Below are 24886 nucleotides of genomic sequence, written 5' to 3'. Positions count from 1 at the left end.
TGCGATTTCAGCCACTCGCGAGCGGGCCTCCACCAGCGGTTGCCGACGCGCGCCCGCCTGGGGAGACTCGGGGGCGAGCACAGGGAGCCGAAATGAGTGCCGAAAACGACACCAGCTGGGACGAAGACGTCCGCGTCGCGGTCTATCGCGCGTTCGCCGAACACGGGAGGCCGCCGACGGCGCCCGAGCTGGCCGACGCCGCCCACGGGTCACTCGCGGTGGCCAAACAGGCATTGCACCGGCTCGCGGAGCAGCGGCACCTGGTGCTCGACGCCCGCGAGCACGTCGCGATGGCCCCTCCGTTCGCGGCGATCCCGCTGGGCTTCTCGGTGATGGGCGAGCGGACGCTGTGGTGGGGCGGTTGCGCGTGGGACGCGTTCGCGATCCCGCATCTGGTCAAGGGCGAACCCGAGGTGCTGGTTTCCACGCGCTGCCGCGGCTGTGGCGAACCGCAGGCCCTGATGGTGAACGACCGGACCCCGCCGAAGGCCGATCTGGTCGCGCACTTCCTGGTCCCGGCCGCGCGGATGTGGGACGACGTCGTGCACACCTGCGGCAACCAGCGGCTGTTCTGCGGTGAGTCCTGTGTGGACGGATGGCTGACGGAAACGGGGCAGGACAAGGGTTACGTCCTGGATCTGGCGACCCTGTGGCGGCTCGCGGCCGGCTGGTACGAGGGCAGGCTCGACCACGGTTACCGGCGCCGCGAACCGGCGGCCGCGGCCGCGTACTTCACCCAGACGGGGCTTTCCGGCCCGTTCTGGAGCTAGAAGAAGAACCGCGAGGCGGCGGTGACGACGACCCCGCAGAGGATCGCCGCGAGCACCGGGACGCGCAGCAGAGAGGTCACGGTGATCGCGGCCAGTCCCGCGCAGAGTGTCCAGTCGACGCCGGTCCAGGCCGGGCCGCTCAGGTCGGTGAGCACCAGTCCGGCCAGCAACGCGGGCGCGAGCAGGGCGATCACCCCGGCCAGGCGCGGCGGCATCTTCCGGTCGCCGAGCAGGACCGGGCCCGCCGCCTTGAACCCGATGCTGACCAGGGCGACCGCGGCGATGGCGAACCAGAGCGTCATCGCCGTCCCCCCAAGCCCAGCAAGGCGGCGGCCGACGCGCCGATCAGGGCGAGGCCGACCGGAAGGACCAACACCAGCACCCCGGCCAGGAAGGCGGCGAGCGCCGCCGTCCAGATCGCCTGGCGTGAACGGCGGAGTTCGTCGATGAGCAGGATCAGGAAGAAACCGGGGAACACCACGTCGAGGCCGAAGCGCGCGACGACGTCCGGCGGCGGGGCGGCCAGGACGCCGAGCACCGTGCCCAGCACCCAGGCGGGCAGCTGGACGAGCGTGCAGCCGATGAGTTTCTCGCGGTCGAAGCGGCCGCCGCCGAGGTGAGCGGCCACCCACGAACCGTCGACGACGGCCTGGCCCTCCCACGCGCGGCGCAGACGCCCGCCGCGCAGATCCCCGGCGACCGCGGCGCCCATCGGCAGGAAACGGGCGTTGATCAGGGCGGCCGCGCCGACCGCGACGGCGAGGTTGCCGCCGCCCGCCAGCGCGGTGGCCATCGCGAACTGGGCCGAGCCGGAGAACACCACGGCCGAAGCGACGATCGGGGCCACGATCCCCCAGCTCAGCGACTGGCTGTAGGCGCCGAAGGTGACACCGAGGACGAAGGTGGCGACACCCAGCCCGAGGCCGACGCGGGCGCCGGCCAGGTACTGCTGCCGGTGCGTTGTCATGCTGCCGAGCCTAACAAGCTAAACTACGTTTGACCATTAGGAGGATTCGTGAGCGACCACTGGGACGGCTACCGGAGCATCGGCGGAAGCGTGCCGTTGGACCTGGTCAACACCGTTTCCTGGCGTCGCGACCCGGCGCGGCGGGACGACCGTCTTTCCGATCCGGTACGGCTCTCCGAGTGGGTCGTTCTGGTCGGGGCGGATGACAAGCGGCTCGAGATCTCCGAAGACGTCCTCGAAACGGTGAAGGCGTTCCGCGAGACCCTCTATCGCGTGCTCGTCTCGGATCCGCCGGACCTCACGCCGTTGCGAAAGGCACTGGTCGCGGCATACCGGCACGCCGACCTCGCGCCGTCCTTGCCGTTGCGATGGACGGTTCCGCTGAAGAGCGACGCCGCGCTGCCGCATCTGCTCGCGCTGGCGGCCGAGGACCTGCTGCGGTCCGAGGATCTCGCGCGGGTCCGGGAGTGCGAGGGGCCCGGGTGCGGCTGGATCTTCACCGATCACACGCGCAACCGGTCCCGCCGGTGGTGCAGTTCGGCCGACTGCGGCAACCGGGCGCGGGCGAAACGACACTATGACTCAAAGAACGACCGCGTTTAGTCCTCTAGTTGCGGTCCTTGCGCGTGCAAGTACCGCAACTAGAGGACCAAACGCGGGTTTCCGGCCCGGCCACGTCTGTTTCGCCACATTCCGCGGCACCCGACTGGGTCATGGAGGTGTCCTTCCCGGAAGATGTGCGCATGGACACGTCCGCCTACGACGCCGATCTGCCCGCCCACGTCGAGCGGGCACTGGCCGGGTTCCTCGAGCGTGCCGGATCCGAAATCCGCCGGACCGAACCGACCGTCGGGGCGGGGATCGACGCGCTGGCCGGGTTCGTGCTGGGCGGCGGCAAACGCCTGCGGCCGACGTTCGCGTGGTGGGGCTGGCGCGGCGCGGGCGGCGATCCGGCCGGGCCGGACGTCGAAGGCGTGCTGCAGGCGGTGGCGAGCCTGGAGCTGATCCAGGCGTGCGCGCTGATCCACGACGACCTGATCGATTCCTCCGATTCGCGCCGCGGCTCACCGACGGTGCACATCGCGGGCGCCAAACTGCACGCCGACAGCGGCTGGATGGGTTCGCCGAGCACGTTCGGGCTCGCGACCGCCGTCCTGGTCGGCGACCTCGCGCTCGCCTGGGCCGACGACATGTTCGGCGAGGCCCCGCTGCCGCCCGCCACCCTCGCCGCGGCGCGGCCGGCGTGGCGCGCGATGCGCACCGAAGTGCTGGCCGGGCAGTACCTCGACGTCCGCACCCAGGCCACCGGCGACTCCTCCCCCGAGGCGGCGCTGCACATCTGCAAGCTCAAGACGGCGGCCTACACCGTCCAGCGCCCGCTCCACCTCGGTGCCGCGCTCGGCGGCGCCGACGACGCCCTGATCGCGACGCTGCGCGAGTTCGGTGACGACGTCGGCGTGGCGTTCCAGTTGCGGGACGACCTGCTCGGCGTGTTCGGCGACCCTTCGGTCACCGGCAAGCCGGCCGGCGACGACCTGCGCGAGGGCAAGCGGACGCTGCTGGTCGCCCTCGGCCTCCAGCGCGCGGCCGAGCAGGGCAAGGACGCCGCGGCGCGGGTCATCTCCGACGCCATCGGCGACGCGCACCTGTCCGAGGACGCCGTCGAGACCGTGCGCGAGGCGCTGCAGGACATCGGCGCCGTCGACGCGGTGGAACGCCGGATCGACGAACTCACCGAGTCGGCGATGGCCGCGCTGGACCGGGCCCACCTGGCCGAGCCCGCCCCCGCCGCGCTGACCGGGCTCGTCGTCAAGGCGACCCAGCGGACCTACTGATGCGAACGGTCACCGGTCCCAGCGACCACGTGGTGGTGATCGGTGCCGGACTCGCCGGGTTGTCGGCGGCACTGCACCTGCTCGGCGCGGGCCGCCGGGTGACCTTGCTGGAACAGGACAAGGTCCCGGGTGGCAGGGCCGGGCAAGCCGATCTCGGCGGCAACACCGTCGACACCGGGGCCAGCGTGCTGACCATGCCGGAACTGCTCGACGAGGCGTTCGCCGCGGTCGGCGAATCCCTGGCGGACAACCTGACGCTGACCCGGCTCGACCCGGCCTACCGCGCCCGGTTCGCCGACGGCAGCACGATCGCCGTGCACACCGAAGCGGCGGCGATGGAGGCCGAAATCCGCGCGGTCGCCGGAGCGGCCGAAGCCGACGGTTACCGGCGTCTGCGGCGCTGGCTCACCGAGTTGTACGCGGTGCAGAAGGACCGGTTCATCGGCGCGAACTTCGACTCGCCGCTCGATCTCGCCCGCCCGGAACTGGCGAAACTGGCCGCGCTGGGCGGGTTCGGCAGGCTCGGCCCGAAGATCGGCTCGTTCCTGCGGGACGACCGGGTGCGCCGCCTGTTCTCTTTCCAGGCGCTCTACGCAGGTCTCGACCCCGCCCGCGCGATCGGCGCGTACGGCGTCATCTCCTACATGGACACCGTCGGCGGGGTCTACTACCCGTCGGGCGGGATGGGCGCGATCGCACGTGCGATGACGGCCGCGGCCGAACGCGCCGGCGCGGAACTGCGGTTCGGCACCGAAGCCGCGTGGCTGGAAAGGGTCTCCTCGCGGGTGCGCGCGGTGCGGACCCGCTCGGGCGAGCGGATCCCTTGCGACACCGTGGTTCTCGCCACCGAGCTCGGCACCGCCTACCGGCTGCTCGGCGCCCGCCCGCGACGTCCGCTGCCGCTGCGGTATTCGCCCTCGGCCGTGGTGCTGCACGGACACGCGCCGAAGTCGTGGCCGGAACTGGGCCACCACACCATCTTCTTCGGCCGGGAGTGGGAGAAGACGTTCGCGGAGATCATCCGCGAGGGCAAGCTGATGAGCGACCCGTCGCTGCTGGTGACCCGCCCGACCGCGACCGAACCGGGGCTCGCCTCCGGCGGCGCGCAGGTGATCTCGGTGCTGGCACCCGCGCCGAACCTGCGCCGCGGCAAGATCGACTGGGACCGGATCGGACCCGCCTATCGCGCGGAACTGGTGCGCACACTGGAAAAGCGCGGGCTCACCGGTTTCGCGGACGACTTCACCGTCGACGAGATGATCACGCCGGCGGGCTGGGCGGAACGCGGGCTCACCGCGGGCACACCGTTCTCGCTCGCGCACACCTTCGCCCAGACCGGCCCGTTCCGGCCGGGGAATCTCTTGCGAGCGGCGGAAAACGTCGTACTGGCGGGCTGCGGGACCACACCCGGCGTCGGCATCCCGCCGGTGGTGATCTCGGGCAGGCTCGCGGCCGGACGGGTCACCGGCCGATGAGCGAACTCGACGCCGCCGGGGTCACCGAGCCCGCGCTTCGGGCCGCGTACACCGAGTGCCGCCGCATCAACGCGCACCACGGGCGCACGTTCTTCCTCGCGACCCGGCTGCTGCCGTCGCGGGCGCGCCCGTTCGCGCACGCGTTGTACGGCTTCGCGCGGATGGTGGACGACCTGGTCGACGACCCCGCGCCCGGAACGGATCCCGCGGTCGCGCTGGACGAGGTCTCGAACCTGCTCGACAGGGTCTTCGAAGGCGGCGTGCCCACCGGACCGGTCTTGGCCGCGCTCACCGACACCGCCCGGCGCCACGATCTGGAACGCGATCTGTTCGAGGCGTTCCTGCACTCGATGAAGATGGACCTGAAGGTCACCGAGTACGCGACCTACGCCGATCTCAAGGAGTACATCCACGGCTCGGCCGAGGTGATCGGCCTGCAGATGCTGCCCGTTCTCGGCACCGTCGTACCGGTCCACGAGGCGGCGCCCAGTGCGGCCGCGCTGGGCGAAGCGTTCCAGCTGACCAATTTCCTGCGCGACATCGGCGAGGACCTCGACCGCGGACGGCTGTACCTGCCCACCGACGAGCTGGCCGCGTTCGGGGTGGACCGCGAGCTGCTCACATGGTCGCGCGCCCGTGGCCTGCCGGACCGGCGCGTGCGGCGCGCGCTCGCCGTGGCGGTGGCACGCAACCGGGCGGTCTACCGCCGGGCGCGGACGGGGATCCCGTTGCTGCGCAAGGAATCCCGGCCCTGCGTCCAGACGGCGCTCGTGCTCTACGAAGGCATTCTCGACGAGATCGTGGCCCAGGATTACGACGTCCTGAACGAACGGGCGGTCGTCCCGCGCCGCCGTCGTGCCGCGGTCGCCCTCCCGAAACTGCTGGCGAGCGCGTGGAGCAACTCCAGGCATAAGGTGCTGTAATGACCACTGCTTCGAACAGGAAGATCCGGATCGGCGTCCAGCTGCAGCCGCAGCACGCCGAGTACAAGGCGATCCGCCGGGCGGCTTCGGAGGCCGAAGACCTCGGTGTCGACATCGTGTTCAACTGGGACCACTTCTACCCGCTCTTCGGTGAGCCCGAGGGTGCGCACTTCGAGTGCTGGACCATGCTGGGTGCCTGGGCGGAGGCCACGTCGCGGGTCGAGATCGGCGCGCTGGTGACGTGCAACAGCTACCGCAACCCCGAACTGCTCGCCGACATGGCGCGCACCGTCGACCACATCTCCGACGGACGGCTCATCCTCGGCATCGGCTCCGGCTGGTTCGAGAAGGACTATGACGAGTACGGCTACGAATTCGGCACCGCGGGCGGGCGGCTCGACAACCTCGCCGAGGCGCTGCCGCGGATCGAGACCCGGCTCGGGAAGCTCAACCCGGCGCCGACCCGCGACATCCCGGTGCTGATCGGTGGCGGCGGCGAGAAGAAGACGCTGCGCCTGGTCGCGAAGCACGCCGACATCTGGCACGGCTTCGGCGACCCGGAGGTCGTCGAGCGCAAGGTCAAGATCCTCGACCAGCACTGCGCCGACGTCGGCCGCGACCCGAAGGAGATCGAGCGTTCGGTCGCCGTCCAGGAGCAGCCCGACGAGCTGGGCCCGAAGCTGCTGGAGCAGGGCGTCTCGCTGTTCACCGTCGCCACCGGTGGGCCGGACTTCGACTTCGACCTGCTTCGCTCCTGGATCGCTTGGCGCGACAAGCAGAGCTGAGCCTCTTTCGCGTGCTATGAACGGGCCTTTCCTTGCAAAATTTGCAAGGAAAGGCCCGTTCATAGCATCGGCACCGACCTCACGAGCGTGCTGACCGAGGCCGTGAAGGCCTCCTTGAGGGACTCTGAGTCCCTCAAGGTTCCCCTCACCAAGCCCGAGACGTCACTGCCACTGCACCGCGACCTGGTACGGGCCTGGCTTTCGCGACGTGGCAGTGGTTGAGGGAAAACGCCATTAGAGGACTAAACGCGGACGGCACCTAACTCAAGAGCGTCGTCGGTGGGCCGCGACCCGCTCCCGGGTGGCGCACCGCGTCGAGCAGTACCGCCGCGGACTCCCCCCGCCCAGATGCGCGAAGGGCTTCCCGCACCCCGTAGCGGCGCACAGTCCGCCCGGCGGCGTCTGACGGTCCGCCAGCAGCACCGCCAGTGCCAGCGCGGACGACGTCACCAGCCACGCGCCCCACGGCCCGTCGTCCGCCGCGTCCACGTGCAGGTGCCAGCCGAACGCGGCGTCGTGACTCGTCAGCCGCGGCGGATGCGCGTACTTCGCCAGCAGGCGGTTGAGTACCCCCGCCGCCTCCGCGACGTCTTCCGCCGCGAACACCTCACGCAGTTCCACCGCCCCCTCGCGCAACGAAGCCACGTCCTCGGACCCCAGGAGAACGTCCGTTTCGCCGTGGGCCTCCAGCACCGCACGGACACCCGGAACCGACGGCTCCGGGACGAGCAGTGCTTCCAGCAGGTCCACCGCGCGGTGCGCCGCCGCCCGCGCGGACCGGCCGGGCAGGAAATCCCGCTGCGCTGAAGTCATACCCCACTGTAACGTCCTTTTCATGAGAAGCCGTTACAGGCTCGCCGCCTATCTCACCGGTGCCACGGTGGCGCGGACCGGCGACGAGCTGTCCGGGCCGGCGCTGCTCCTGCTCGGTCTCAGTGTCGACGGCTCGGCCGCCACCGGTTCCGCCCTGCTCGCGGGCCTGACGATCTCCGCGGCGGCGGGCGGGCCGCTGCTCGGCGCCCTGCTCGACCGCAGTCCCCGGCCGGGGCGGCTGCTGGCGTGGGCCTTGCTCGCCTACGCGGGCGGACTCGGCGCCGTCCTCGCGCTCGTCGAACTCCCGGCGGCGATCGCGGTCGCCGTCGTGGTCGGGCTGCTCAATCCGGCACTGGCCGGCGGCTGGACGGCGCAGCTACCACACGTCCGCGGCGCCACACCGCTGCCGAGGGCGAGCGCGCTGGACGCGATGACGTTCACCGCCGCGAGCCTCGCCGGGCCTGGGCTCGCCGGGCTCGTGGCCGCCTACGCCGGCGCTCCGGCCGCGGTGGCCGTGGCGATCGTGCTGGTCGCGGTGGCCTTCCCGGCCGCGTGGACGCTTCCCGCAGCCGAGGTGAAGCCCACGAAGCCACTCCGCCGCCAGCTGGCGGACGGCTTCAGCGTCCTGTTCCGCAACCGGACGCTGCTCCGCGCCACCGCGACGTCCACGGTGTCCTTCGTCGGCATCGGGATCGCGGTGGTCTGCTATCCGCTGCTCGGCGCGCACCGGCTGGGGAACCCGGGCTTCGGCGCGCTTCTGCTCACCGTCCTGGCCGCGGCGTCCCTGGCCGCCAATGCCGTGCTCGCCCGTAAGCCGCCTCCGCCGGACCGGACGGTGCTCGCGAGCACCGTCTTGCTGGGCGCGAGTTTTCTGCTCGCGGCCGTCGGGCACGACGTGGTGACGCTGCTGGCGGCTGCAGTGATCGCCGGATTCGCCGAAGGACCGCAGCTTTCCGCGCTCTTCGCCATCCGGCACCGCGAAGCCCCCGCCGAGGTGCGGGCTCAGGTTTTCACGACGGCGGCGAGCGTGAAGATCACCGGTCTCGCGACTGGCGCCGCGGCCGCCGGGCCGCTCAGCGCACTCTCCGTGACCGCCGGGCTGATCGTCGCCGCGGGCTTTCAGCTCCTGGCCGCTGCGACGTATGTACTGGCCGGGGCGTCCGGGCGGACTAGAACGCCATCGCCTGCGCGCGGCGCTTGACCTCGGTGCCGTGGCTCGTGCGGAGCGCGTTGACCGGGGTGCTCCCCGGCAGGGTCTCGTCCTGGCCGAAGAGCCAGCGCAGCATCTCGGTCCGGCTGAAGCCGGAGTCCGCGAGCACCGTGATGGTGCCCGCCAGGCCCTTGACCACGCCGTCCTTCACCAGGAACGCGGCCGGGACGTACAGGTCGCCCTTGCGCCGCACCGCGATCAGGTGGCCGTCCCGCAGCATCTGCCGGACCTTGTTGGCCGAGACGTTCAGTGCGACCGCGACCTCCGAAAGCGGGAGAACGGCTACATCTGCGTCAAGAATGTCGTCAGAGACAGGAATCCCACTCACACGTGACACTGTGCCACATTGCGTCTTCCGCTCCGAGAGTGCGCATGGGTGACGGAATTGCCATGACGGTGAGTAGCCACTCGATCACGCATACCGCCGATCCTGTGAAATGCGGAGAATCGTGATCCGCCGGGCATCGGGTCCCGTACAACAAAACATGGGTACTTCCGTACGATCCATAGCCGTGACACGCACGGACCCCACCCCGGTGGGCACTCTGCTCGAGGGCCGGTACCGGGTGGACAAGCTGCTCGCACGCGGCGGGATGTCGTCGGTGTACCGCGGCCTCGACACCCGGCTCGACCGACAGGTCGCCATCAAGATCATGGACCCCCGGTTCGCCGACGACCGTTCGTTCGTCGAGCGGTTCGAACGGGAGGCCAGGTCAGCGGCCCGGCTGCACCACCCCCACGTGGTGGCGGTGCACGACCAGGGCTTCGACACCCCCGGCGGGGAGGAGTCCGAACGCGCGTTCCTCGTGATGGAACTCGTCGACGGCGGAACCCTGCGCGAACTGCTCTCCGAACGCGGTCCCCTGGACCTCGCGCTCGCGCTGAGCATCGCGGAACCGGTGCTTTCCGCGCTGTCCGCGGCGCACGCCGCCGGGCTGGTGCACCGCGACGTCAAACCGGAGAACGTGCTCATCGGCCGCGGCGGCACGGCGCTTTCGGGCGGCGTGGTCAAGGTGGGCGACTTCGGCCTGGTGCGGGCGCTCGCGAGCGCGGGCACGACGAGTTCGAGCGTCATCCTCGGCACCGTCGGCTACGTCTCGCCCGAACAGGTCGCCACCGGCGCGACCACGTCCAGCGGCGACGTCTACTCCGCCGGGATCCTGCTCTACGAAATGCTCACCGGGCGCACGCCCTACACCGGCGACACCGCCCTCTCGGTGGCGTACCGGCACGTGAACGACGACGTCCCGCGCCCGAGCGAACTGCGGCCGGGTCTCCCGCCCGCCCTGGACGAGCTGATCCTGCGGGCCACCCGGCGCGACCCCGAGCAGCGCCAGGCCGACGCCGCGATGTTCCTCGCCGAGCTGACCCACGTGCGTACCGCTCTCGGTATTCCGCAGGTCCCGGTGCCCGTGCCGCTGCCCGCCGACGCCGACCGCGAGACCGACGCCGAGCGCACCACCCCGGGTATCCCGGCCGTCCCGGCGATCGACCCCGCCTCCGCGACGACGGTGCTGGGGCCGCCGGTGGACGCGACCCTGCCGGTCACCGGCCCGCGCGGGACGCAGGCGCTGCACCGGGAGCAGCAGCCCTTCCAGGCCGCGCCTCCGCCGCGCACGCCTCCCCCGCGTCCCAAGCCTCCCGAGGACGACGACGCGCCGCAGTCGCGCAAACGCCTGTACCTGATGATCGCGGCCGCGGTGGTGATCATCGGCGGGCTGATCGGCGCTTTCGCCTTCATCCTCAACGACACCGGGCCGTCCTCGGCGTCGGTGCCGAAGGTGGCCGGGCTGAACCAGGCCGCCGCCGGCGACCTGCTCCGCACGGCGAAACTGACTCCGGCCTACTCGGAGGAGTACAGCGACACCGCCGCGCAGCACACGGTGATCCGGACCGACCCGGCCGAGGGCACGTCGCTCGCCCCGGGGTCCACGGTCAACGTCATGCTGTCCAAGGGCCGCCCGATCGTGCCGGACATCCAGGCCGGGACGAGCGAGGAAGACGCCGGGACGGCCATCAAGGCCGCGCAGCTGACCCCGGTCCGGGGCGAGCCCGAATTCAGCGATGTCGCCAAGAACAAGGTGGTCCGCGTCGACCCGGGCCCCGGTTCGCAGCTGAACATCGGCGGGCAGGTCACGGTCATCCTGTCGAAGGGCCCCGAACCGCTCCCGCCGGTCCCGGACGTCACGGGCCAGACCAAGGACGCCGCGTTCGCCACCCTCCAGCAGGCGGGTTTCCAGCCGTTCCAGGCAGGCGAGGAGTTCTCCGAGCAGCTCGCCGCCGGTCAGGTGACCCGGACCGACCCGCAGGGCGGCGGCAAGGCCAGCAATCGCCGGATCGGCGTCTTCGTTTCGAACGCCGTCGAAGTGCCGAACGTGACCTTCAAGCGGATGGAAGAGGCGTTCCAGATCCTGCGGCAGGCGGGATTGGAACCCGACCGTCAGGGTCGCGGAAACGGCAACGGCAATGGCGGCGGAAACGGCGGTTTCGACTTCGTCCTGCAGCAGGATCCGCAGCCGGGCACCAAGGTGCCGAAGGGCACAAAGGTCCGGCTCAGGGGCTTCGGGTGACACAAAAGGTGAGGTGAAACCGTTCAGTACCGGCATGCTCATCGGATACCGTGTTGCGCATGGTGGTCGTTGACCGCGTGAGCGGCATGTCGGACAGGTTCGCCCCGCGTTCGTCCGCACCCGGTCCGCGATGAGCTTCTTCACCGACGGCCCGCGCGGCCGCCCCCTGTTCCCGGTGCCCGAACAAGAACTGTTCGGCTACAACGGCCGCCCCTGGGTGGACTCGCCGCACGAGTACATCGTCCCGGCGATCCTGCCCTGGTCGATGCCGCTGGGCCGGTCCGAACGGACCATCGTCGCCCTGCGCGGGATCGAGGTGTGGCCGGAGTCGGTCAGCTTCCAGCTGTCGGTGTACTCGCGGGATCTGCTGCCCGGCGATCCCGGCGACGGCCTGATCGACCATCGCCGGGTCCCGGACTACAACGCCCTGCTGGTCGGGGTGCTGTTCCCCGACGGCCGCCGCGCCAGTTCGGAGACGATCTCCGTGCCGTCGGCGTCCAAACCGGACCAGCCGGTGCTGCGCGCGCAGGGGCTGGGCGGTACGTCGTTCCACGTCGACCACGCGATCTTCCTATGGCCGCTGCCGCCGGCCGGGCCGCTGGAGTTCGTCGTCCAGTGGCGCGACCGGGACATCGAGGAGACGCACACCTCGCTCGACGGCACCGCGCTCCGCGACGCCGCCAAGGAGGCAGGCGAGATCTGGCCCGGCCTGCCCGCCCGCGAGACGCACGGCCTGCCGACGCGCCGGGTCGGGGCGCAGGCGATGATCACCCCCGCCTGGCCCCGCGAGTCGCAGGCCCCGCCGCCGCTGCCGCAACCCTCGAAGTCCAGGCAACCGCAGCCCGCCACGGCGCCGCCTCAGGCGACGGCCGCGGACCAGCCCCGGCGAGGCGCGCCTCTGCCGACCCGCATCCCCCGCCGCGCGAAGTGACCTCTCAGCGGAACGCGTCGACGTTCGCCATGGCCCACTCCGGATAGCTGACGCCGGCTCGTCCGGTGAGTTCCTGGACGACGCCCGTCGGCTCCTGGGGGTACTCGGAAAGCAGCGCGAAGCCGTCGAGCAGCCACTGGGTGATCTCGTCCGGCATCCCCTGGGCGGCCCAGACCTTCTCGGCCTCTTCCCTGGTCAGCTCGTGGAAGGGGACCTCGGTGCCCAACGCGGTCCCGATGGCGGCGACCTGCTCCTTCTGGCTGACCGCCGTCGGCCCGCTCAGCGTGTACTTCTTGCCGTCGTGTCCCTCGGTGAGCAGGACATGCGCGGCGACGGCGGCGATGTCCCCGAGGTCGATCGGGGTGATCCGCGCGTCACCGTACGCCTCGCGGACGGCTCCTTCGGCCTTGATCATCTCGGCCCAGCCGAGCGTGTTGTTCATGAACGCCCCCGGCCGCAGGAAGGTCCAGACGAAACCGGCCTCCCGGACGGCCTTCTCGATGATCGCGTACTCCACACCGCTCGAGTTCTCGGGCGGGTCGTCGGCCTCGCTGCCCGACAGCGCGACCACGCGCCGGACTCCTGCCTCCTTCGCCAGCTTCGTGAAGTCGTGCACCGTGTCCGCCAGCGGCGCCAGGTACACGGTGTCGATGCCCTTCAGCGCCTCGGGCAGTGTCTCGGGCTTGCCCAGGTAGCCCTTGGCGACCTCCACCCCCTCCGGTAGCGCCGCCTTCACCGGGTTGACGGTCAGGGCCCGGACGGGCGCCCCTGCCGCCACCAGTTCGTCGACAAGCAGCCTGCCGACACTGCCGGTCGCACCGGTCACCAGGATCGTCACGATTCCCCACTCCTTTTCGTACGTCCTACGGGAATGATTTAACCGTACCCCATACGAGAATGTAGAATCCAGCTTCACGGCCGAGTGGAGTGTGGATGGACTTCGAGCGCAGCCTCGATCTGTTGTGGCGGGACAAGGGCGAGACCCCGCAGCCGACCCGGGGGCGGAAGCCCAAACTGACCCTGGACAAGGTGATCGCCACCGCCGTCGCCCTCGCCGACGCCGAGGGGCAGGCGACCGGGTCGATGAGCCAGATCGCCAAGGAACTCGGCGTCGGCACCATGACGCTCTACACCTACGTGCCCGGCAAGGCGGAACTGCTCGACCTGATGGTGGACTCCGTCCTCGCCGAACGAGACCTCCCCGGCCCCGGCGACCCCCTGCCCGACGGCTGGCGCGAGCAGGTGCGGCTCTACGCCGACCGCACCCTGACCGTGTTCCGGCGGCATCCTTGGATCCAGGGGATGTCGATGGTCCGGCCGGTGCTCGGCCCCGGTCTGATGGCGGGCCAGGAGTACCTGATCGCGACGGTGTCGGATATCGGGCTGGCGCCGCGCAAGGCGGCCGCGGCGGCGAACGGTATCGAGGTCTACGTCCAGGCCAACGCGGCCCTGACCGCCGAGACCGCGCAGGTCGAGCAGCAGACCGGGCAGTCGACCGACGCCTGGTGGGGGCAGCGTTCGGTGTTCTGGGAGAAGTACTTCGACGTCGACCGGCATCCGGCGATGACGCGCATGTGGGAGAGCGGCGGCTACGACGTCGATACCTGCGAAGCCGTCGACGAGGCCTTCGTCTTCGGACTGGAACGCATGCTGGACGGCATCGAAGCCCTCGTCAGCTAGCGTTTCGTCCTCTAGTTGCGGTAGGACGAAACGCGTCAGGAGACGGTGGGCAGGTCCGGGGCCGAGACGTCGAAGACCTTGCCCTCGCGGGTGAGGAGCGCGGCGAGGACCTTCGCCTTGCGTTCGGTGTCGGCGGCGGTCCCCCAGCGCACGGTCTTCCCATCGGCCAGCGCGAACTCCACGCTGGCGGGGGTCTTCGCCGACGCCGTGGTGACCTGCTGCAGCAACTGCTGCGGGATCACGCCGAGGACGCCGGTCACCGCGCGGGTCACCGGGTCGTCGGCCGAGACCGACGGCAGCTTCAGTTCGGGCAGCCCGGCGGGCCGTTCCTTGACCGTCTTGAACACCACTCCCCCGCCGTCGACGAGGTGGACCCCGTCGCCGCCGGGACCGCTGTCGAAGAAGGCGATGGCGGCCCGTTCGGTCACGGTGATCTCGAGCGTGTTCGGCCAGGACCGGGAGACGTCGACGGTGGCGATCCCGGGCATCTGCGCCACCCGGTCGCGGATCTCGTCGGTGTCCAGCCGCAGCATCGGTTTCTGGTCCGGTACCGCCGCCGCGGCGCGGACCTGGTCGGCGGGCACCGAATGGGACCCGACGACGTCGACCTGCTGCACGCCCAGCATCGAGCTGAACCACAGCAGGTAGACGAGGGCGACGGCGGTCAGCACCGAGAGCAGCGCGACCCAGCGCCGCCGCATCTCCTTGTTCCGGCCGGTGCGCGCGGTCCGTCCGGGCCGGGCGGTGCGGCGGCGGTCGTATTCGGACCGCCTGCCGCGCCGGGCCCTGGCCCGTTCGGCGCTCGCCCGCCGACCGGGTTCGGCCGGCCGGCGGCGTTCCCCGGTCTGTGTCATGGCTGCCCGCCCGCCGATGTCATGGCTAGCCGGCCCGCCGGTCCAGTTCGGCCAGGATCTCCGGGCCGAGCTGGGTGACGTCGCCGGCGCCCATGGTCACCAGCAGGTCGCCCGGTTTCGCCAGGTCCGCCGCGAGTTTCGCGGCGACGTCGAACGCCGGCTGATAGTGCACGACGGGGCCGGAGATCTGGTCGGCGATGAGCGCACCGCTCACGCCGGGCTCGGGCTCTTCACGAGCGCCGAAGACGTCCAGCACGACGACCTCGTCGGCCAGCGACAGCGCGGCCGCGAACTCCGTCGAGAACACCTTCGTGCGCGAGTACAGATGCGGCTGGAAGACCACGATGACCCGGCCCGAGCCCGCCGCGGTGCGCACCGCGCGCAACTGCGCGTCGACCTCGGTCGGGTGATGCGCGTAGTCGTCGTACACCCGGACGTCGCCGGAGCGGCCCTTGAACTCGAAGCGCCGCCGGACGCCGCCGAACGCGGCGAGCCCTTCGGCGAGGCCTTCGATCGGGGCGCCCAGCTCGATCCCGGCCAGCAACGCGGCGAGCGCGTTCAGTGCCATGTGCTCGCCCGGCACCGCGACGCGGAGGTTGATTTCGCGGCGGGGGTGGGCCCCCGCCAGGGGGCTGGAGAAGACACTGCCCTGCAAAGAAACCCGGACGATGCCACCTTCGGGAGCGGGGCTGTAGTCCAGGATCTTCGCGTCGTCCGCGCCGGTGACCGAACGGCCGTAGCGGTGGACGCGGATGCCGCGTTCCTCCGCCTGCGTGCCGAGCTTGTCGGCGCCCTCGTCGTCCCCGCAGACCACGAGCAGCCCGCCCGGTTCGATCCGGTCCAGGAAGTCGGTGAACACCGAGACGTACGCCTCGGCCGTGCCGTGGTGGTCGAGGTGGTCCGGCTCGACGTTGGTCACCACGGCGACCGACGGCGAGTAGGCCAGGAACGAGCCGTCGCTCTCATCGGCCTCGGCGACGAAGACGCCGCCTTCGCCGTGGTGCGCGTTCGCGCCCGACTCGTTGAGGTCGCCGCCGATGGCGAACGACGGGTCGAGGTGGCAGTGCATCAGCGCGACGGTCAGCATCGACGTCGTCGACGTCTTGCCGTGTGTCCCGGCGATGCACGCGACACGGTGGCCCACCATCAGCCCGGCGAGCGCCTGCGCGCGGTGCAGCACGGTGATCCCGCGTTTCCGCGCGGCCGCCAGTTCGGGGTTGGTCTCCTTGATCGCGGTCGACACGATCACCGAGGACGGGCCCTCGGGGAAGGCGTCGAGGTTCTCGGCGCGCTGGCCGACGGCGATCACGGCGCCCTGGGCACGCAGCGAAAGGAACGCGCGCGAGTCCTTGGCGTCCGAACCGGAGACCTGGACCCCGCGGGCCAGCAGGATCCGGGCGATACCGCTCATCCCGGCGCCGCCGATCCCGATCAGGTGGGCACGCCTGAGCGTGTCGGGAAGGTTATCGGACACCGGCTGCCTCCAGCACGATCTTGGCGAGGGTCTCGTCGGCCTCACGGTGGCCGAGGCCGACCGCGGCCGCACTCATCTTGGTGATCCGGTCCGCGTCCGCGACCAGCGGGATCACCAGTTCGGCGACCTTGGCGGCGGTGAGGTCGGCGTCGGCCACCATCAGCGCGGCACCCGCGTCGACCGCGGGCTGGGCGTTGACCGCCTGCTCGCCGTTGCCGTGCGGCAGCGGGACGAACACCGCGGGCAGGCCCACGGCCGAGACCTCGGCGGCGGTCATCGCGCCGGAGCGGCACAGCACCGCGTCGGCGGCGGCGTAGGCCAGGTCCATGCGCTCCAGGTACGGCACCGGGACGTAGGCGGGTTTACCCGGGAACTCCTGGACCACCAGGGTGTTCTTCGGGCCGTGGGCGTGCAGGACACCGATGCCGGCGTCCGCGAACTCCTTGGCCGCGCCGGAGACCGCGCCGTTGATCGACTGCGCGCCCTGCGATCCGCCGAAGACCAGCAGCGTCGGGGCGTCCGGGTCGAGGCCGAAGAACTCGCGCGCCTCGGCTCGCAGCGCGGCCCGGTCGAGCGAGGTGATGGACCGGCGCAGCGGGATGCCGACGACCTCGGCTTTGGCCAGCGGCGTCCCCGGGACGGCGACGGCGACCCGCGTGGCGAAGCGCGCGCCGACCTTGTTCGCCAGGCCCGGCGACTTGTTGGCCTCGTGCACCACGATCGGCGTACGGCCACGCGCGGCGAGGTACGCGGGAAGCGCGACGTAACCGCCGAACCCGACGACGACATCCGCGCCGACCCGCTCCAGGACCTCACGGGTGCGCTTGACCGAGTCGCGGACCTTCAGCGGCAGCTTCAGCAGCTCAGGCGTCGGCTTACGCGGCATCGGCACCGGCGGGATGAGCTCCAGCGGGTAGCCGCGGGCCGGGACGAGCTTGGTCTCCAGCCCGCGCTCGGTGCCCAGCGCGAACACCTTCGCGTCCGGGCGCAGGCGCATCACCGCGTCGGCGAGCGCGAGTGCGGGTTCGATATGTCCTGCGGTGCCGCCGCCGGCGACCACGACCACCGGCGCCTTGCCTGCGACGGATCTGTCCGCACCCTTAACGGGGTTACTCACCTATGACCTCTCCGGTTTGCGGTACCCCGTTTCGCGGTACCGCGGTTCGCCGCCGTTCGCGCGGCCGTCCTCCTGCCGGGCTCCCGCACCGAGCGGCGCCGTTCCTGGGCGGGCGAAGGCCTGGCCGTCCTCGGCGCGGGCCTCGCCGCCTTGGCGGTGCCGCCCCGGGCCGCGGTGCCCTTGCGTTTGGCGGGCGGGCGGTACGGATCGGGGGCGGGAAGCCTCAGCAGGCGTCCGAATTTACCCGGACCCTGCGAACGCAGTGCGGCCACCGCCTCCGGTTCGTGCCGGGCGGCGTTGGCGAGGATCCCCATGATGAGCATGGTGATCACCAGCGACGTGCCGCCGTAGGAGATCAGCGGCAGCGTGACGCCGGTGACCGGGAGCAGGCCGACGACGTAGCCGATGTTGATTCCCGCCTGCGCGACCAGGAAGACGGTCAGCGTGCCGGAGACGATGCGGATCCACGGGTCGAGGTTGCGGGCGGCGATCCGCAGGCCGACGATGGCGACCCCGGCGAACAGCGCCAGCACCACCACGCAGCCGATGAAGCCGAGTTCCTCGCCGATCAGGGCGAAGATGAAGTCGTTCTGCACGTTCGGCAGATAGCCCCAGTTGGACTGGCCCTGGCCGAGTCCCTTGCCGAACATCCCGCCGTCGGCGAGCGCGAGTTTCGCCTGGTTGGCCTGGAAGCCGTCGGCGCTGGTGTCCGGGTCGCCGGAGACGAACGACAGGACCCGCTTCAGCCGGTACGGCTCGATGATGGCCAGCACCAGCACGCCGACGAGCCCGCCGGCGAGGATCACGCCGAACAGCCGTTTCGGCGCTCCCGCGAACCACAGCAGGGCCAGCAGCACCACCGCGAGCGTGATCGTGCCGCCGAGGTCGGGCTGCATCATGACCAGCGCGAACATCAGCAGCGCGATCGGCACGACCGGGACGAGCAGGTGCCGCCACTGGTTGATGATGTTGTACTTGATCACCAGGATGTGCGCGCCCCAGAAGGCGAGCGCGAGCTTGGCGGCCTCGACCGGCTGGAAGGCGAACCCGCCGAGCATGAACCAGCCCTGCGAGCCGTTGAGGGTGGACCCGAGCGGGGTCAGCACCAGCATGAGCAGGCCGAGACAGACGACGGTCATGGTCGCCGAAAGCCGCCGGACGCGTTCCAGCGGGATCCGCAGCCCGATCCAGAACACCACCGTGCCGATCGCGACGAACATGATGTGCTTGCTGAACTGCGCGTACACGCCGGCGCCGGTCTTCGGGTTGTACGAGGCGACCGAGGACGCGGAGAGCACCATCACGACGCCGATCGCGGTCAGCACGCCGGTGAGCGCCAGGACCAGGTGGAACGAGGCGAGTGGCCGGGAAAGCCACGCCGTCAGCGCGGTACGGAAGGTGACGAACGCGCTTTCCTTGCGCTCACGTCCCTTGCGGGGCCGCCGCTCGGGCGGCTGCCGCTTTCTCTCCTCAACCGCCGTCACTGGTCTCCCCCGCACCGTCGCGCAGGACACGGACCGCACGCGCGAACGCGTCGCCGCGCTCGCCGTAGTTGCGGAACATGTCCAACGACGCCGCGGCGGGGGCCAGCAGCACAACATCTCCGGGCCGCGCCAGGGCGCTGGCCGCCTTCACCGCCGCAGTCATGGGTTCATCGTCACCCGGAGGGAGGCTGTTGACCGGGACATCCGGCGCGTGTCGCGCAACGGCGGCGGCGATCACCGGCGAATCGACCCCGAGCAGCACGACTCCGCGCAGCCTGCCCGCGATCGAACCGACGAGTTCCTCCACCGAGGCGCCCTTGAGCTGGCCACCGGCGATCCAGACGACGTTCAGATGCGCGCGCAGCGAACCGCCCGCCGCGTGCGGGTTGGTCGCCTTGGAGTCGTTGACGTACCGGACGCCGCCGATCTCGGCGATCTCCTCGGCCCGGTGCGGAGCGGGCTGATACTCGCGTAGACCCTTGGCGACGTCCTCGCCGCGGACGCCGTACGCGCGGGCCAGCGCGGCCGCGGCGAGCGCGTTGGAGACGTTGTGGGGGCCGGCGGGCCGGACGTCGGCCAGTGTCCCGAGTTCGTCGGCGCTGGTCGCCGGATCGGCCACGAAGGCGCGGTCGACCAGCAGGTCCTCCACGATGCCGAGTTCGCCGGGGCGCGGGGTGTCCAGGCCGAAGGCGACACGGCGGGCGTCGGCCGGGGCGTGTTCGTCCGCGAGCCTGCCGGACCACTCGTCGTGGGCGTTGTGCACGACGGTGCGCGAATGGGCGTGGACGCGCCCCTTCGCGGCCGCGTACTCGTCCATCGAGCCGTGCCAGTCGATGTGGTCCTCGGCCAGGTTCAGCACCACCGAGGCGAGCGGAGCCAGCGTGGACGACCAGTGCAGCTGGAAGCTCGACAGCTCCACGGCGAGCACCTCATGCCCGGCCTGGACCGCGTCCAGCACCGCGAAGCCGACGTTTCCGCAGGCCACGGCGTCGACACCGGCCGCGCGCAGGATCGACTCCAGCATCCCGACCGTGGTGGTCTTGCCGTTGGTCCCGGTGATCGCGAGCCACACCGGCGGCTTGTCGCGCAGCTGCCCGACCCGCCACGCCAGTTCGACGTCGCCGATCACCTCGATACCCGCCTCGGCCGCCGCCACCAGCAGCGGCGACGTCGGCCGCCAGCCGGGGCTGGTCACGACCAGCTCGACACCTTCGGGTGGCTCGGCCAGGCCCGGCGTCAGTTCGGCGCCATGGTTTCGACCGAGCTGACCCTCCAGCTCCGCCAGCCGCTCGGCGTTGCCGTCGGTGACGGTGACCCGGGCGCCCAGCTCCCGCAGGACGGGGACGACGGACTTGCCGGTGACCCCGGCACCGGCGACGAGGACGTGGCGACCGGCCAGCTGCACCTTCTAACCCCCGAGGCCGAGTTGCTCGCTGTAGAACAGCCCGAGCCCGAACATGCAGCAGACGGCCGAGAGCAGCCAGAACCGGATGATGACCGTGGTCTCCGCCCAGCCCGCCAGTTCGAAGTGGTGATGGAACGGGGCCATCCGGAACAGCCGTCGCCGGGTCGTGCGGAAGACCGCGATCTGCGCGACCACCGAGATCATCTCGACCATGAACAGACCGCCGATGACGATGGCGAGCAGTTCGGTGCGGGTGGTGATCGAGAGCCCGGCGACCAGGCCACCGAGGGCCAGCGAACCGGTGTCGCCCATGAAAATCTTCGCCGGGGCCGCGTTCCACCAGAGGAACCCGACGCAGGCGCCGGTCGCCGCGGCGGCCACCACGGCCAGGTCCAGCGGGTCACGGACGTCGTAACAGGCGGCCTGCGGAGTCACCGCGCAGGAGAGGCGGGTCTGCCAGAAGGCGATGACGACGTAGGTCGCCAGCACCATCGCCGCGGTGCCGCCGGCGAGACCGTCGAGGCCGTCGGTGAAGTTCACCGCGTTCGACCAGCCGGAGATGACGACGTAGCAGAAGATCACGAAGAACACCGACGGGAAGGTGATCAGCGCGAGGTCCCGCACGTAGGACAGGCTCTCCGACGCCGGGGTCAGCCCGCGTTCGTCGGCGAACTGCAGCGCCAGGATCGCGAAGACGATCGTGACCACCAGCTGGCCGACCAGTTTCGCGGTCTTGTTCAGGCCGAGGTTGCGCTGCTTGCGGATCTTGATGAAGTCGTCGAGGAAACCGACGATCCCGAGGCTCACCGCCAGGAACAGCACCAGCAGACCCGAGGCCGTCGGGCCCCCGGTGCCGTTGCCACCGTTGAGCGAGCTGATCAGATGTGCCACGAAATACCCGACGACCATCGCGACGATGATCGCGACACCACCCATCGTCGGGGTACCGCGCTTGGATTTGTGGCCCTGCGGCCCTTCCTCCCGGATCTCCTGGCCGAAGCCCTTCCGGGAGAAGACCCGGATCAGATAAGGAGTGAGGAGGATGGAGACCAGCAGACCCGCCGCGGCCGCGATCAGGATGCTGATCACGCGTCACCACCGTTCGAGCGTTCTTGAGAGGGGGAAGGGGGTACAGCAGAGGGAGCGATGTTCGTTTCAGGGGAGGCGAGCAGGGCCTCGGCCACCCGCCACAGCGCGACGGCCTTGGACGCCTTGACCAGCACGACGTCTCCTGCGCGGAGCTGATCATGCAGTAGTGCGACGGCGGCTTCGAAGTCGGGTACCAGTACCGACTCCTCGCCCCAGGAACCCTCCTGGAGGGCACCCTGGTGCATGGCCGCGGCGTCCTGGCCGACGACCACGAGCTTGTCGATGTTGAGCCGGACGACGAGCCTGCCGATGCTGTCGTGTGCCTCGACGGCGTCTTCGCCGAGCTCGCCCATCAAGCCGAGCACGGCCCAGGACCGGCGCTGCGTGCTCATCGACGCGAGCGCCTTGAGGGCGGCCCGCACCGACTCGGGGTTGGCGTTGAACGAGTCGTTGAGGACGGTGACGCCGTCAGGGCGGGTGACGACCTCCATGCGGCGTGCGGAACGCCGCTCGAGGCCCGAGAGCCGCGCCGCGATCTCCTCGGGCGTCGAACCCAGTTCCAGCGCCACCGCGGCGGCCGAAAGCGCGTTGCCGACGTGGTGCTCGCCGTAGAGAGGCAGCTTCACGTGCGCTTCGCCGGCCGGGGTGACCAGGCGGAACGACGGCCTCGCCTCGTCGTCGAGGGTGATGTCCACGGCCCGGACCTGCGCCGACGCGCTCTCGCCGACGCCGACCACACGCGCCGTCGTGCGGCTCGCCATGGCGGCGACCAGCGGGTCGTCGATGTTCAGGACGGCGATGCCGCCGTTCTCGGCGCTCGGCAGTGCCTCGACGAGCTCGCCCTTGGTCTTGGCGATGCCGTCTCGCGAGCCGAACTCGCCGACGTGCGCGGTGCCGACGTTGAGCACCACCCCGATCCGCGGCGGCGCGATGGCCGCCAGCTCGGCGATGTGGCCCGGTCCGCGGGCGGACAGCTCCAGCACCAGGTGCCGGGTCCCGTCGTCGGACCGCAGCGCCGTCCAGGGGTGGCCCAGCTCGTTGTTGAACGATCCCGGCGGGGCGACGGTCGGGCCGAGCGGCTCCAGCAGCTGGGCGATGACGTCCTTGGTGGAGGTCTTGCCCGAGGAACCGGTGATGCCGACGACGGTCAGGTGGTCCCCGGACAGCTTGTCGACGACGTGCCGGGCGAGCTTGGCCATCGCGGCCAGCACCGCGGCCCCGGAGCCGTCGGTATCGCCGGTCAGCGCGACCGAGCGCTCGTGCGCGATCCCGGCGTCCAGCGGCGGCACGATCACGGCCGGGGCGTCGACCTCACGGGCCGCGAGCACCGCGACGGCGCCGGACTCGACCGCCTTCACGGCGAAGTCGTGGCCGTCGACCTTCTGCCCGGGCAGCGCCACGAACAGTCCGCCGGGCGTGATCTCACGGGTGTCGAATTCGACGCTTCCGGTGACCTCGGCGGTGCCGTCGGTCCGGTGCAGCCTGCCGCCGACGATTTCGGCGATCTCGGCCAGGCTGAGCACGATCACACTGTCTCCAGACTTCTGCGGATGGCCGAAGCCAGCTCGTCCCGGTCGGAGAAGGGGTGCACCACGCCCTGGACCTCCTGGCCGGTCTCGTGGCCCTTGCCCGCGATGAACACGATGTCGCCGGGCTGGGCGAGCTCGACGGCGTGGACGATGGCCTCGCGGCGATCGGCGATCTCGAGGATCTCCCCGCCCTGGGCCGGGCCGGCGTTGCGGGCACCGGCCAGCATCGCCGCCCTGATCGCGGCCGGGTCCTCCGACCGCGGGTTGTCGTCGGTCACGATCAGCACCTCGCTGCGCCGGACCGCCGCCTCGCCCATCACCGGGCGCTTCGCGGTGTCACGGTCGCCTCCGCAGCCGAGGACGGTGATGATCCGGCCCTCGGTGCGGGCACGCAGCGCGTCGAGCCCCTGCGCGACCGCGGCCGGCTTGTGCGCGTAGTCCACGACCGCGGTGAACGGCTGGCCCAGGTAGACGCGCTCCATCCGGCCGGGCACCTCGACCGTGGCGAGCCCGGCGACGATGGCCTCCAGCGGCACCCCGGCGGTGTTCAGGATCGCCGCCGCGAGTACCGCGTTCGCCACGTTGAACTCACCCGGCAGCGGGATCTTCGCCGAAGCCGCGAGGCCGTCGGGGCCGTGGAGGGTGAACGTCTGCTCCCCCGCCGCCGTCGGCACCAGGTCGGTGGCGCGCCACTGAGCCTCCACACCGTGCGCCTCCGCGCCCGGCTCGGTGGACACGGTCACCGTGTGCGGGGTGAGCAACGCCTGGCCCCAGGCGCTGTCGACGACGACCACCTCGGCGGTGGAGCGGCCGTCGAACAGCAGCGACTTGGCGGCGAAGTACTCCTCCATGTCCTTGTGGAAGTCCAGGTGGTCCTGGGAGAGGTTGGTGAAGGCCCCGACCGCGAAGCGGGTGCCGTTGACCCGGCCCAGCGACAGCGCGTGGCTGGAGACCTCCATCGGGACGTGCGTGACGCCCTGCTCCACCATCACCGCGAACAGCGCCTGCAGATCCGGCGCCTCGGGGGTGGTGAACCCGCTGGCCAGCCGCTCGCCCGCGATCCGGGTCTCGACCGTGCCGATCAGCCCGGTGGTGAGCCCGGCCGCCTTGAGCCCGGCGTCGACCAGGTACGACGTCGTGGTCTTGCCCGCGGTGCCGGTGATCCCCAGGACGGACAGGTTCAGCGACGGCTCGCCGTAGATCCAGGCCGCGATCTCGCCGAGGGCGGCGCGGGGGTCCGGATGCACGAGGATCGGCACGCCGGCGTCCCGCAGCACCGGGCGCTCGGCCCCGGCCTCGTCGGTGAGCACGGCGGCCGCGCCGGCGGCGATGGCCTGGTCGCTGAAGTCCGCGCCGTGGGCGCGGGCGCCGGGCAGCGCGGCGAAGAGGTCGCCAGGCAGGACGTGCTGGGCGCGCAGCGTGCTGCCCGTGACCGTCAGCTCGGCCGCGGCCGGGTAGTCGTCGCCGCCACCCACCACGAGCCGGGCGCCCGCCCTGGCGAGCAGCGTGCCCAGCGGCATCGGCTCGATCCTGGCCGGACGAGGGGGCGCGGCCACGGCCTTGACCGGACTGTCCGGGACCCGGGCAGCCGTCGCGCCGGACCCGCTTTCGACGGCGGGACCGCTGCGGGGATCAGAAGTAGGCACCGACACAGCCATGGAGGTTACCGGCGCGGCATTCGGGTGACGGAAGCGGTGCGGGGTGTAAGCGCGACGATCACGCTCGTGGTAATGAGTGTCAGGAGCTCTCGTTGGCATGCAAGGACTTCCGACCGTCGCTTGAGGACTGAGCGCGCGAGCGGGCCAAGTCTTCGGACAGTGCCGAGGGCACGGATCCGTTCACGGACAGCGACCAGCCGCGGTTTCAGGGGTCGTGAGGGATTCGGGTCGTTAGGGCCCTTGGTGTTTTACGTACTCACGTCGGGCGGGTTTGTGATCCCGCTTGCCTGACGTTGGCGGGTTCTGCCGGCCGGGCG

Annotated in this window: 23 protein-coding genes; 10 read left to right on the top strand and 13 right to left on the bottom strand. The window is 71.1% G+C overall.

Features of this window, described 5'->3' with window-relative positions; translation table 11 throughout:
- Positions 1-92 precede the first annotated feature (92 nt).
- On the top strand, positions 93-770 hold the full coding sequence (gene merB, locus ACLJRL_RS03225) for an organomercurial lyase (RefSeq protein WP_410654462.1): 678 nt from the start codon (positions 93-95) through the stop codon (positions 768-770).
- On the opposite strand, the gene ACLJRL_RS03220 is transcribed toward merB, so the two are convergent.
- Together ACLJRL_RS03220 and ACLJRL_RS03215 are read right to left on the bottom strand one after the other, a co-directional pair.
- A complete protein-coding gene (locus ACLJRL_RS03220) occupies positions 767-1072 on the bottom strand; it encodes an AzlD domain-containing protein (protein ID WP_410654461.1) in 306 nt (101 codons plus the stop codon). The genes merB and ACLJRL_RS03220 overlap by 4 nt on opposite strands.
- Positions 1069-1737, bottom strand: coding sequence for an AzlC family ABC transporter permease (locus ACLJRL_RS03215; RefSeq protein WP_410654460.1), 669 nt, complete (start codon positions 1735-1737; stop codon positions 1069-1071). Before ACLJRL_RS03215 ends, ACLJRL_RS03220 begins: the two co-directional genes overlap by 4 nt.
- A 48-nt stretch (positions 1738-1785) precedes the next feature.
- On the opposite strand from ACLJRL_RS03215, the gene ACLJRL_RS03210 reads away from it, so the two are divergent.
- The 5 genes from ACLJRL_RS03210 to ACLJRL_RS03190 all read left to right on the top strand — a co-directional run bounded on the left by ACLJRL_RS03210 (position 1786) and on the right by ACLJRL_RS03190 (position 6755).
- On the top strand, positions 1786-2340 hold the full coding sequence (locus ACLJRL_RS03210) for a CGNR zinc finger domain-containing protein (RefSeq protein WP_410654459.1): 555 nt from the start codon (positions 1786-1788) through the stop codon (positions 2338-2340).
- 140 nt (positions 2341-2480) lie between these two features.
- Complete coding sequence (locus ACLJRL_RS03205; protein WP_410654458.1) at positions 2481-3572, top strand: polyprenyl synthetase family protein; 1092 nt, start codon at positions 2481-2483, stop codon at positions 3570-3572.
- Entirely contained in the window at positions 3572-5047 is a 1476-nt protein-coding gene (gene crtI, locus ACLJRL_RS03200; RefSeq protein ID WP_410654457.1) for a phytoene desaturase family protein, read from the top strand. Before ACLJRL_RS03205 ends, crtI begins: the two co-directional genes overlap by 1 nt.
- On the top strand, positions 5044-5970 hold the full coding sequence (locus ACLJRL_RS03195; RefSeq protein WP_410654456.1) for a phytoene/squalene synthase family protein: 927 nt from the start codon (positions 5044-5046) through the stop codon (positions 5968-5970). Before crtI ends, ACLJRL_RS03195 begins: the two co-directional genes overlap by 4 nt.
- On the top strand, positions 5970-6755 hold the full coding sequence (locus ACLJRL_RS03190) for an LLM class F420-dependent oxidoreductase (RefSeq protein ID WP_410654455.1): 786 nt from the start codon (positions 5970-5972) through the stop codon (positions 6753-6755). Before ACLJRL_RS03195 ends, ACLJRL_RS03190 begins: the two co-directional genes overlap by 1 nt.
- Positions 6756-7019: 264 nt before the next feature.
- On the opposite strand, the gene ACLJRL_RS03185 is transcribed toward ACLJRL_RS03190, so the two are convergent.
- On the bottom strand, positions 7020-7568 hold the full coding sequence (locus ACLJRL_RS03185; protein ID WP_410654454.1) for a CGNR zinc finger domain-containing protein: 549 nt from the start codon (positions 7566-7568) through the stop codon (positions 7020-7022).
- A 22-nt stretch (positions 7569-7590) separates the two neighbouring features.
- Between ACLJRL_RS03185 and ACLJRL_RS03180 the strand changes: the two genes are divergently transcribed.
- Positions 7591-8769, top strand: coding sequence for an MFS transporter (locus ACLJRL_RS03180; protein ID WP_410654453.1), 1179 nt, complete (start codon positions 7591-7593; stop codon positions 8767-8769).
- Here the strand turns inward: ACLJRL_RS03180 and ACLJRL_RS03175 are convergent.
- Complete coding sequence (locus ACLJRL_RS03175) at positions 8738-9106, bottom strand: Rv2175c family DNA-binding protein (RefSeq protein WP_410654452.1); 369 nt, start codon at positions 9104-9106, stop codon at positions 8738-8740. The genes ACLJRL_RS03180 and ACLJRL_RS03175 overlap by 32 nt on opposite strands.
- A gap of 184 nt (positions 9107-9290) precedes the next feature.
- Between ACLJRL_RS03175 and ACLJRL_RS03170 the strand changes: the two genes are divergently transcribed.
- Both ACLJRL_RS03170 and ACLJRL_RS03165 read left to right on the top strand, forming a co-directional pair.
- Entirely contained in the window at positions 9291-11348 is a 2058-nt protein-coding gene (locus ACLJRL_RS03170; RefSeq protein WP_410654451.1) for a PASTA domain-containing protein, read from the top strand.
- 130 nt (positions 11349-11478) lie between these two features.
- Positions 11479-12279 carry a hypothetical protein gene (locus ACLJRL_RS03165; protein WP_410654450.1) on the top strand — a complete coding sequence of 267 codons (801 nt, stop codon included), beginning with the start codon at positions 11479-11481 and terminating at the stop codon, positions 12277-12279.
- Between the two features lie 4 nt (positions 12280-12283).
- Here the strand turns inward: ACLJRL_RS03165 and ACLJRL_RS03160 are convergent, their stop codons facing one another.
- Entirely contained in the window at positions 12284-13117 is an 834-nt protein-coding gene (locus ACLJRL_RS03160) for an NAD(P)H-binding protein (RefSeq protein WP_410654449.1), read from the bottom strand.
- 95 nt (positions 13118-13212) lie between these two features.
- On the opposite strand from ACLJRL_RS03160, the gene ACLJRL_RS03155 reads away from it, so the two are divergent.
- Complete coding sequence (locus ACLJRL_RS03155) at positions 13213-13959, top strand: TetR/AcrR family transcriptional regulator (RefSeq protein WP_410654448.1); 747 nt, start codon at positions 13213-13215, stop codon at positions 13957-13959.
- 35 nt (positions 13960-13994) lie between these two features.
- Here ACLJRL_RS03155 and ACLJRL_RS03150 read toward each other — a convergent pair whose 3' ends face one another.
- From ACLJRL_RS03150 to ACLJRL_RS03115, 8 genes are read right to left on the bottom strand one after another with little or no spacing between them, the layout of a single operon-like run.
- The gene (locus tag ACLJRL_RS03150; protein ID WP_410654447.1) at positions 13995-14813 is read right to left on the bottom strand and encodes a cell division protein FtsQ/DivIB; all 819 of its coding nucleotides are present in this window, start codon (positions 14811-14813) and stop codon (positions 13995-13997) included.
- A gap of 25 nt (positions 14814-14838) precedes the next feature.
- Complete coding sequence (gene murC, locus ACLJRL_RS03145; protein ID WP_410654446.1) at positions 14839-16287, bottom strand: UDP-N-acetylmuramate--L-alanine ligase; 1449 nt, start codon at positions 16285-16287, stop codon at positions 14839-14841.
- On the bottom strand, positions 16277-17404 hold the full coding sequence (gene murG / locus ACLJRL_RS03140; protein ID WP_410654445.1) for an undecaprenyldiphospho-muramoylpentapeptide beta-N-acetylglucosaminyltransferase: 1128 nt from the start codon (positions 17402-17404) through the stop codon (positions 16277-16279). The genes murC and murG overlap by 11 nt, the downstream gene beginning before the upstream one ends.
- Positions 17401-18888: a putative lipid II flippase FtsW gene (gene ftsW / locus ACLJRL_RS03135; RefSeq protein WP_410654444.1), complete on the bottom strand. Its 1488-nt coding sequence runs from the start codon at positions 18886-18888 to the stop codon at positions 17401-17403. Before ftsW ends, murG begins: the two co-directional genes overlap by 4 nt.
- The gene (gene murD, locus ACLJRL_RS03130) at positions 18875-20293 is read right to left on the bottom strand and encodes a UDP-N-acetylmuramoyl-L-alanine--D-glutamate ligase (RefSeq protein WP_410654443.1); all 1419 of its coding nucleotides are present in this window, start codon (positions 20291-20293) and stop codon (positions 18875-18877) included. The genes ftsW and murD overlap by 14 nt, the downstream gene beginning before the upstream one ends.
- 3 nt (positions 20294-20296) lie before the next feature.
- Positions 20297-21382, bottom strand: coding sequence for a phospho-N-acetylmuramoyl-pentapeptide-transferase (gene mraY / locus ACLJRL_RS03125; RefSeq protein WP_410654442.1), 1086 nt, complete (start codon positions 21380-21382; stop codon positions 20297-20299).
- Positions 21379-22911, bottom strand: coding sequence for a UDP-N-acetylmuramoyl-tripeptide--D-alanyl-D-alanine ligase (locus ACLJRL_RS03120; RefSeq protein WP_410654441.1), 1533 nt, complete (start codon positions 22909-22911; stop codon positions 21379-21381). Before ACLJRL_RS03120 ends, mraY begins: the two co-directional genes overlap by 4 nt.
- Positions 22908-24431, bottom strand: coding sequence for a UDP-N-acetylmuramoyl-L-alanyl-D-glutamate--2,6-diaminopimelate ligase (locus ACLJRL_RS03115; RefSeq protein ID WP_410655142.1), 1524 nt, complete (start codon positions 24429-24431; stop codon positions 22908-22910). The genes ACLJRL_RS03120 and ACLJRL_RS03115 overlap by 4 nt, the downstream gene beginning before the upstream one ends.
- Positions 24432-24886: the final 455 nt, after the last annotated feature.

The sequence above is a fragment of the Amycolatopsis sp. lyj-112 genome, assembly GCF_046549055.1.
In the GTDB taxonomy this organism is placed as follows: Bacteria; Actinomycetota; Actinomycetes; order Mycobacteriales; family Pseudonocardiaceae; genus Amycolatopsis.
This window is presented reverse-complemented; position numbering and strand designations above follow the sequence as displayed.

Bases quoted from the DNA above. Each gene is read 5' to 3' on its own strand.
- ACLJRL_RS03165 (WP_410654450.1), top strand. From the start codon at position 11,479: ATGAGCTTCTTCACCGACGGCCCGCGCGGCCGCCCCCTGTTCCCGGTG.
- crtI (WP_410654457.1), top strand. From the start codon at position 3,572: ATGCGAACGGTCACCGGTCCCAGCGACCACGTGGTGGTGATCGGTGCC.
- ACLJRL_RS03195 (WP_410654456.1), top strand. From the start codon at position 5,044: ATGAGCGAACTCGACGCCGCCGGGGTCACCGAGCCCGCGCTTCGGGCC.
- merB (WP_410654462.1), top strand. From the start codon at position 93: ATGAGTGCCGAAAACGACACCAGCTGGGACGAAGACGTCCGCGTCGCG.
- ACLJRL_RS03115 (WP_410655142.1), bottom strand. From the start codon at position 24,431: ATGCCGCTGGGCACGCTGCTCGCCAGGGCGGGCGCCCGGCTCGTGGTG.
- ACLJRL_RS03180 (WP_410654453.1), top strand. From the start codon at position 7,591: ATGAGAAGCCGTTACAGGCTCGCCGCCTATCTCACCGGTGCCACGGTG.
- ACLJRL_RS03205 (WP_410654458.1), top strand. From the start codon at position 2,481: ATGGACACGTCCGCCTACGACGCCGATCTGCCCGCCCACGTCGAGCGG.
- ACLJRL_RS03215 (WP_410654460.1), bottom strand. From the start codon at position 1,737: ATGACAACGCACCGGCAGCAGTACCTGGCCGGCGCCCGCGTCGGCCTC.
- ACLJRL_RS03150 (WP_410654447.1), bottom strand. From the start codon at position 14,813: ATGACACAGACCGGGGAACGCCGCCGGCCGGCCGAACCCGGTCGGCGG.
- ACLJRL_RS03155 (WP_410654448.1), top strand. From the start codon at position 13,213: ATGGACTTCGAGCGCAGCCTCGATCTGTTGTGGCGGGACAAGGGCGAG.
- ACLJRL_RS03185 (WP_410654454.1), bottom strand. From the start codon at position 7,568: ATGACTTCAGCGCAGCGGGATTTCCTGCCCGGCCGGTCCGCGCGGGCG.
- ACLJRL_RS03190 (WP_410654455.1), top strand. From the start codon at position 5,970: ATGACCACTGCTTCGAACAGGAAGATCCGGATCGGCGTCCAGCTGCAG.
- ACLJRL_RS03220 (WP_410654461.1), bottom strand. From the start codon at position 1,072: ATGACGCTCTGGTTCGCCATCGCCGCGGTCGCCCTGGTCAGCATCGGG.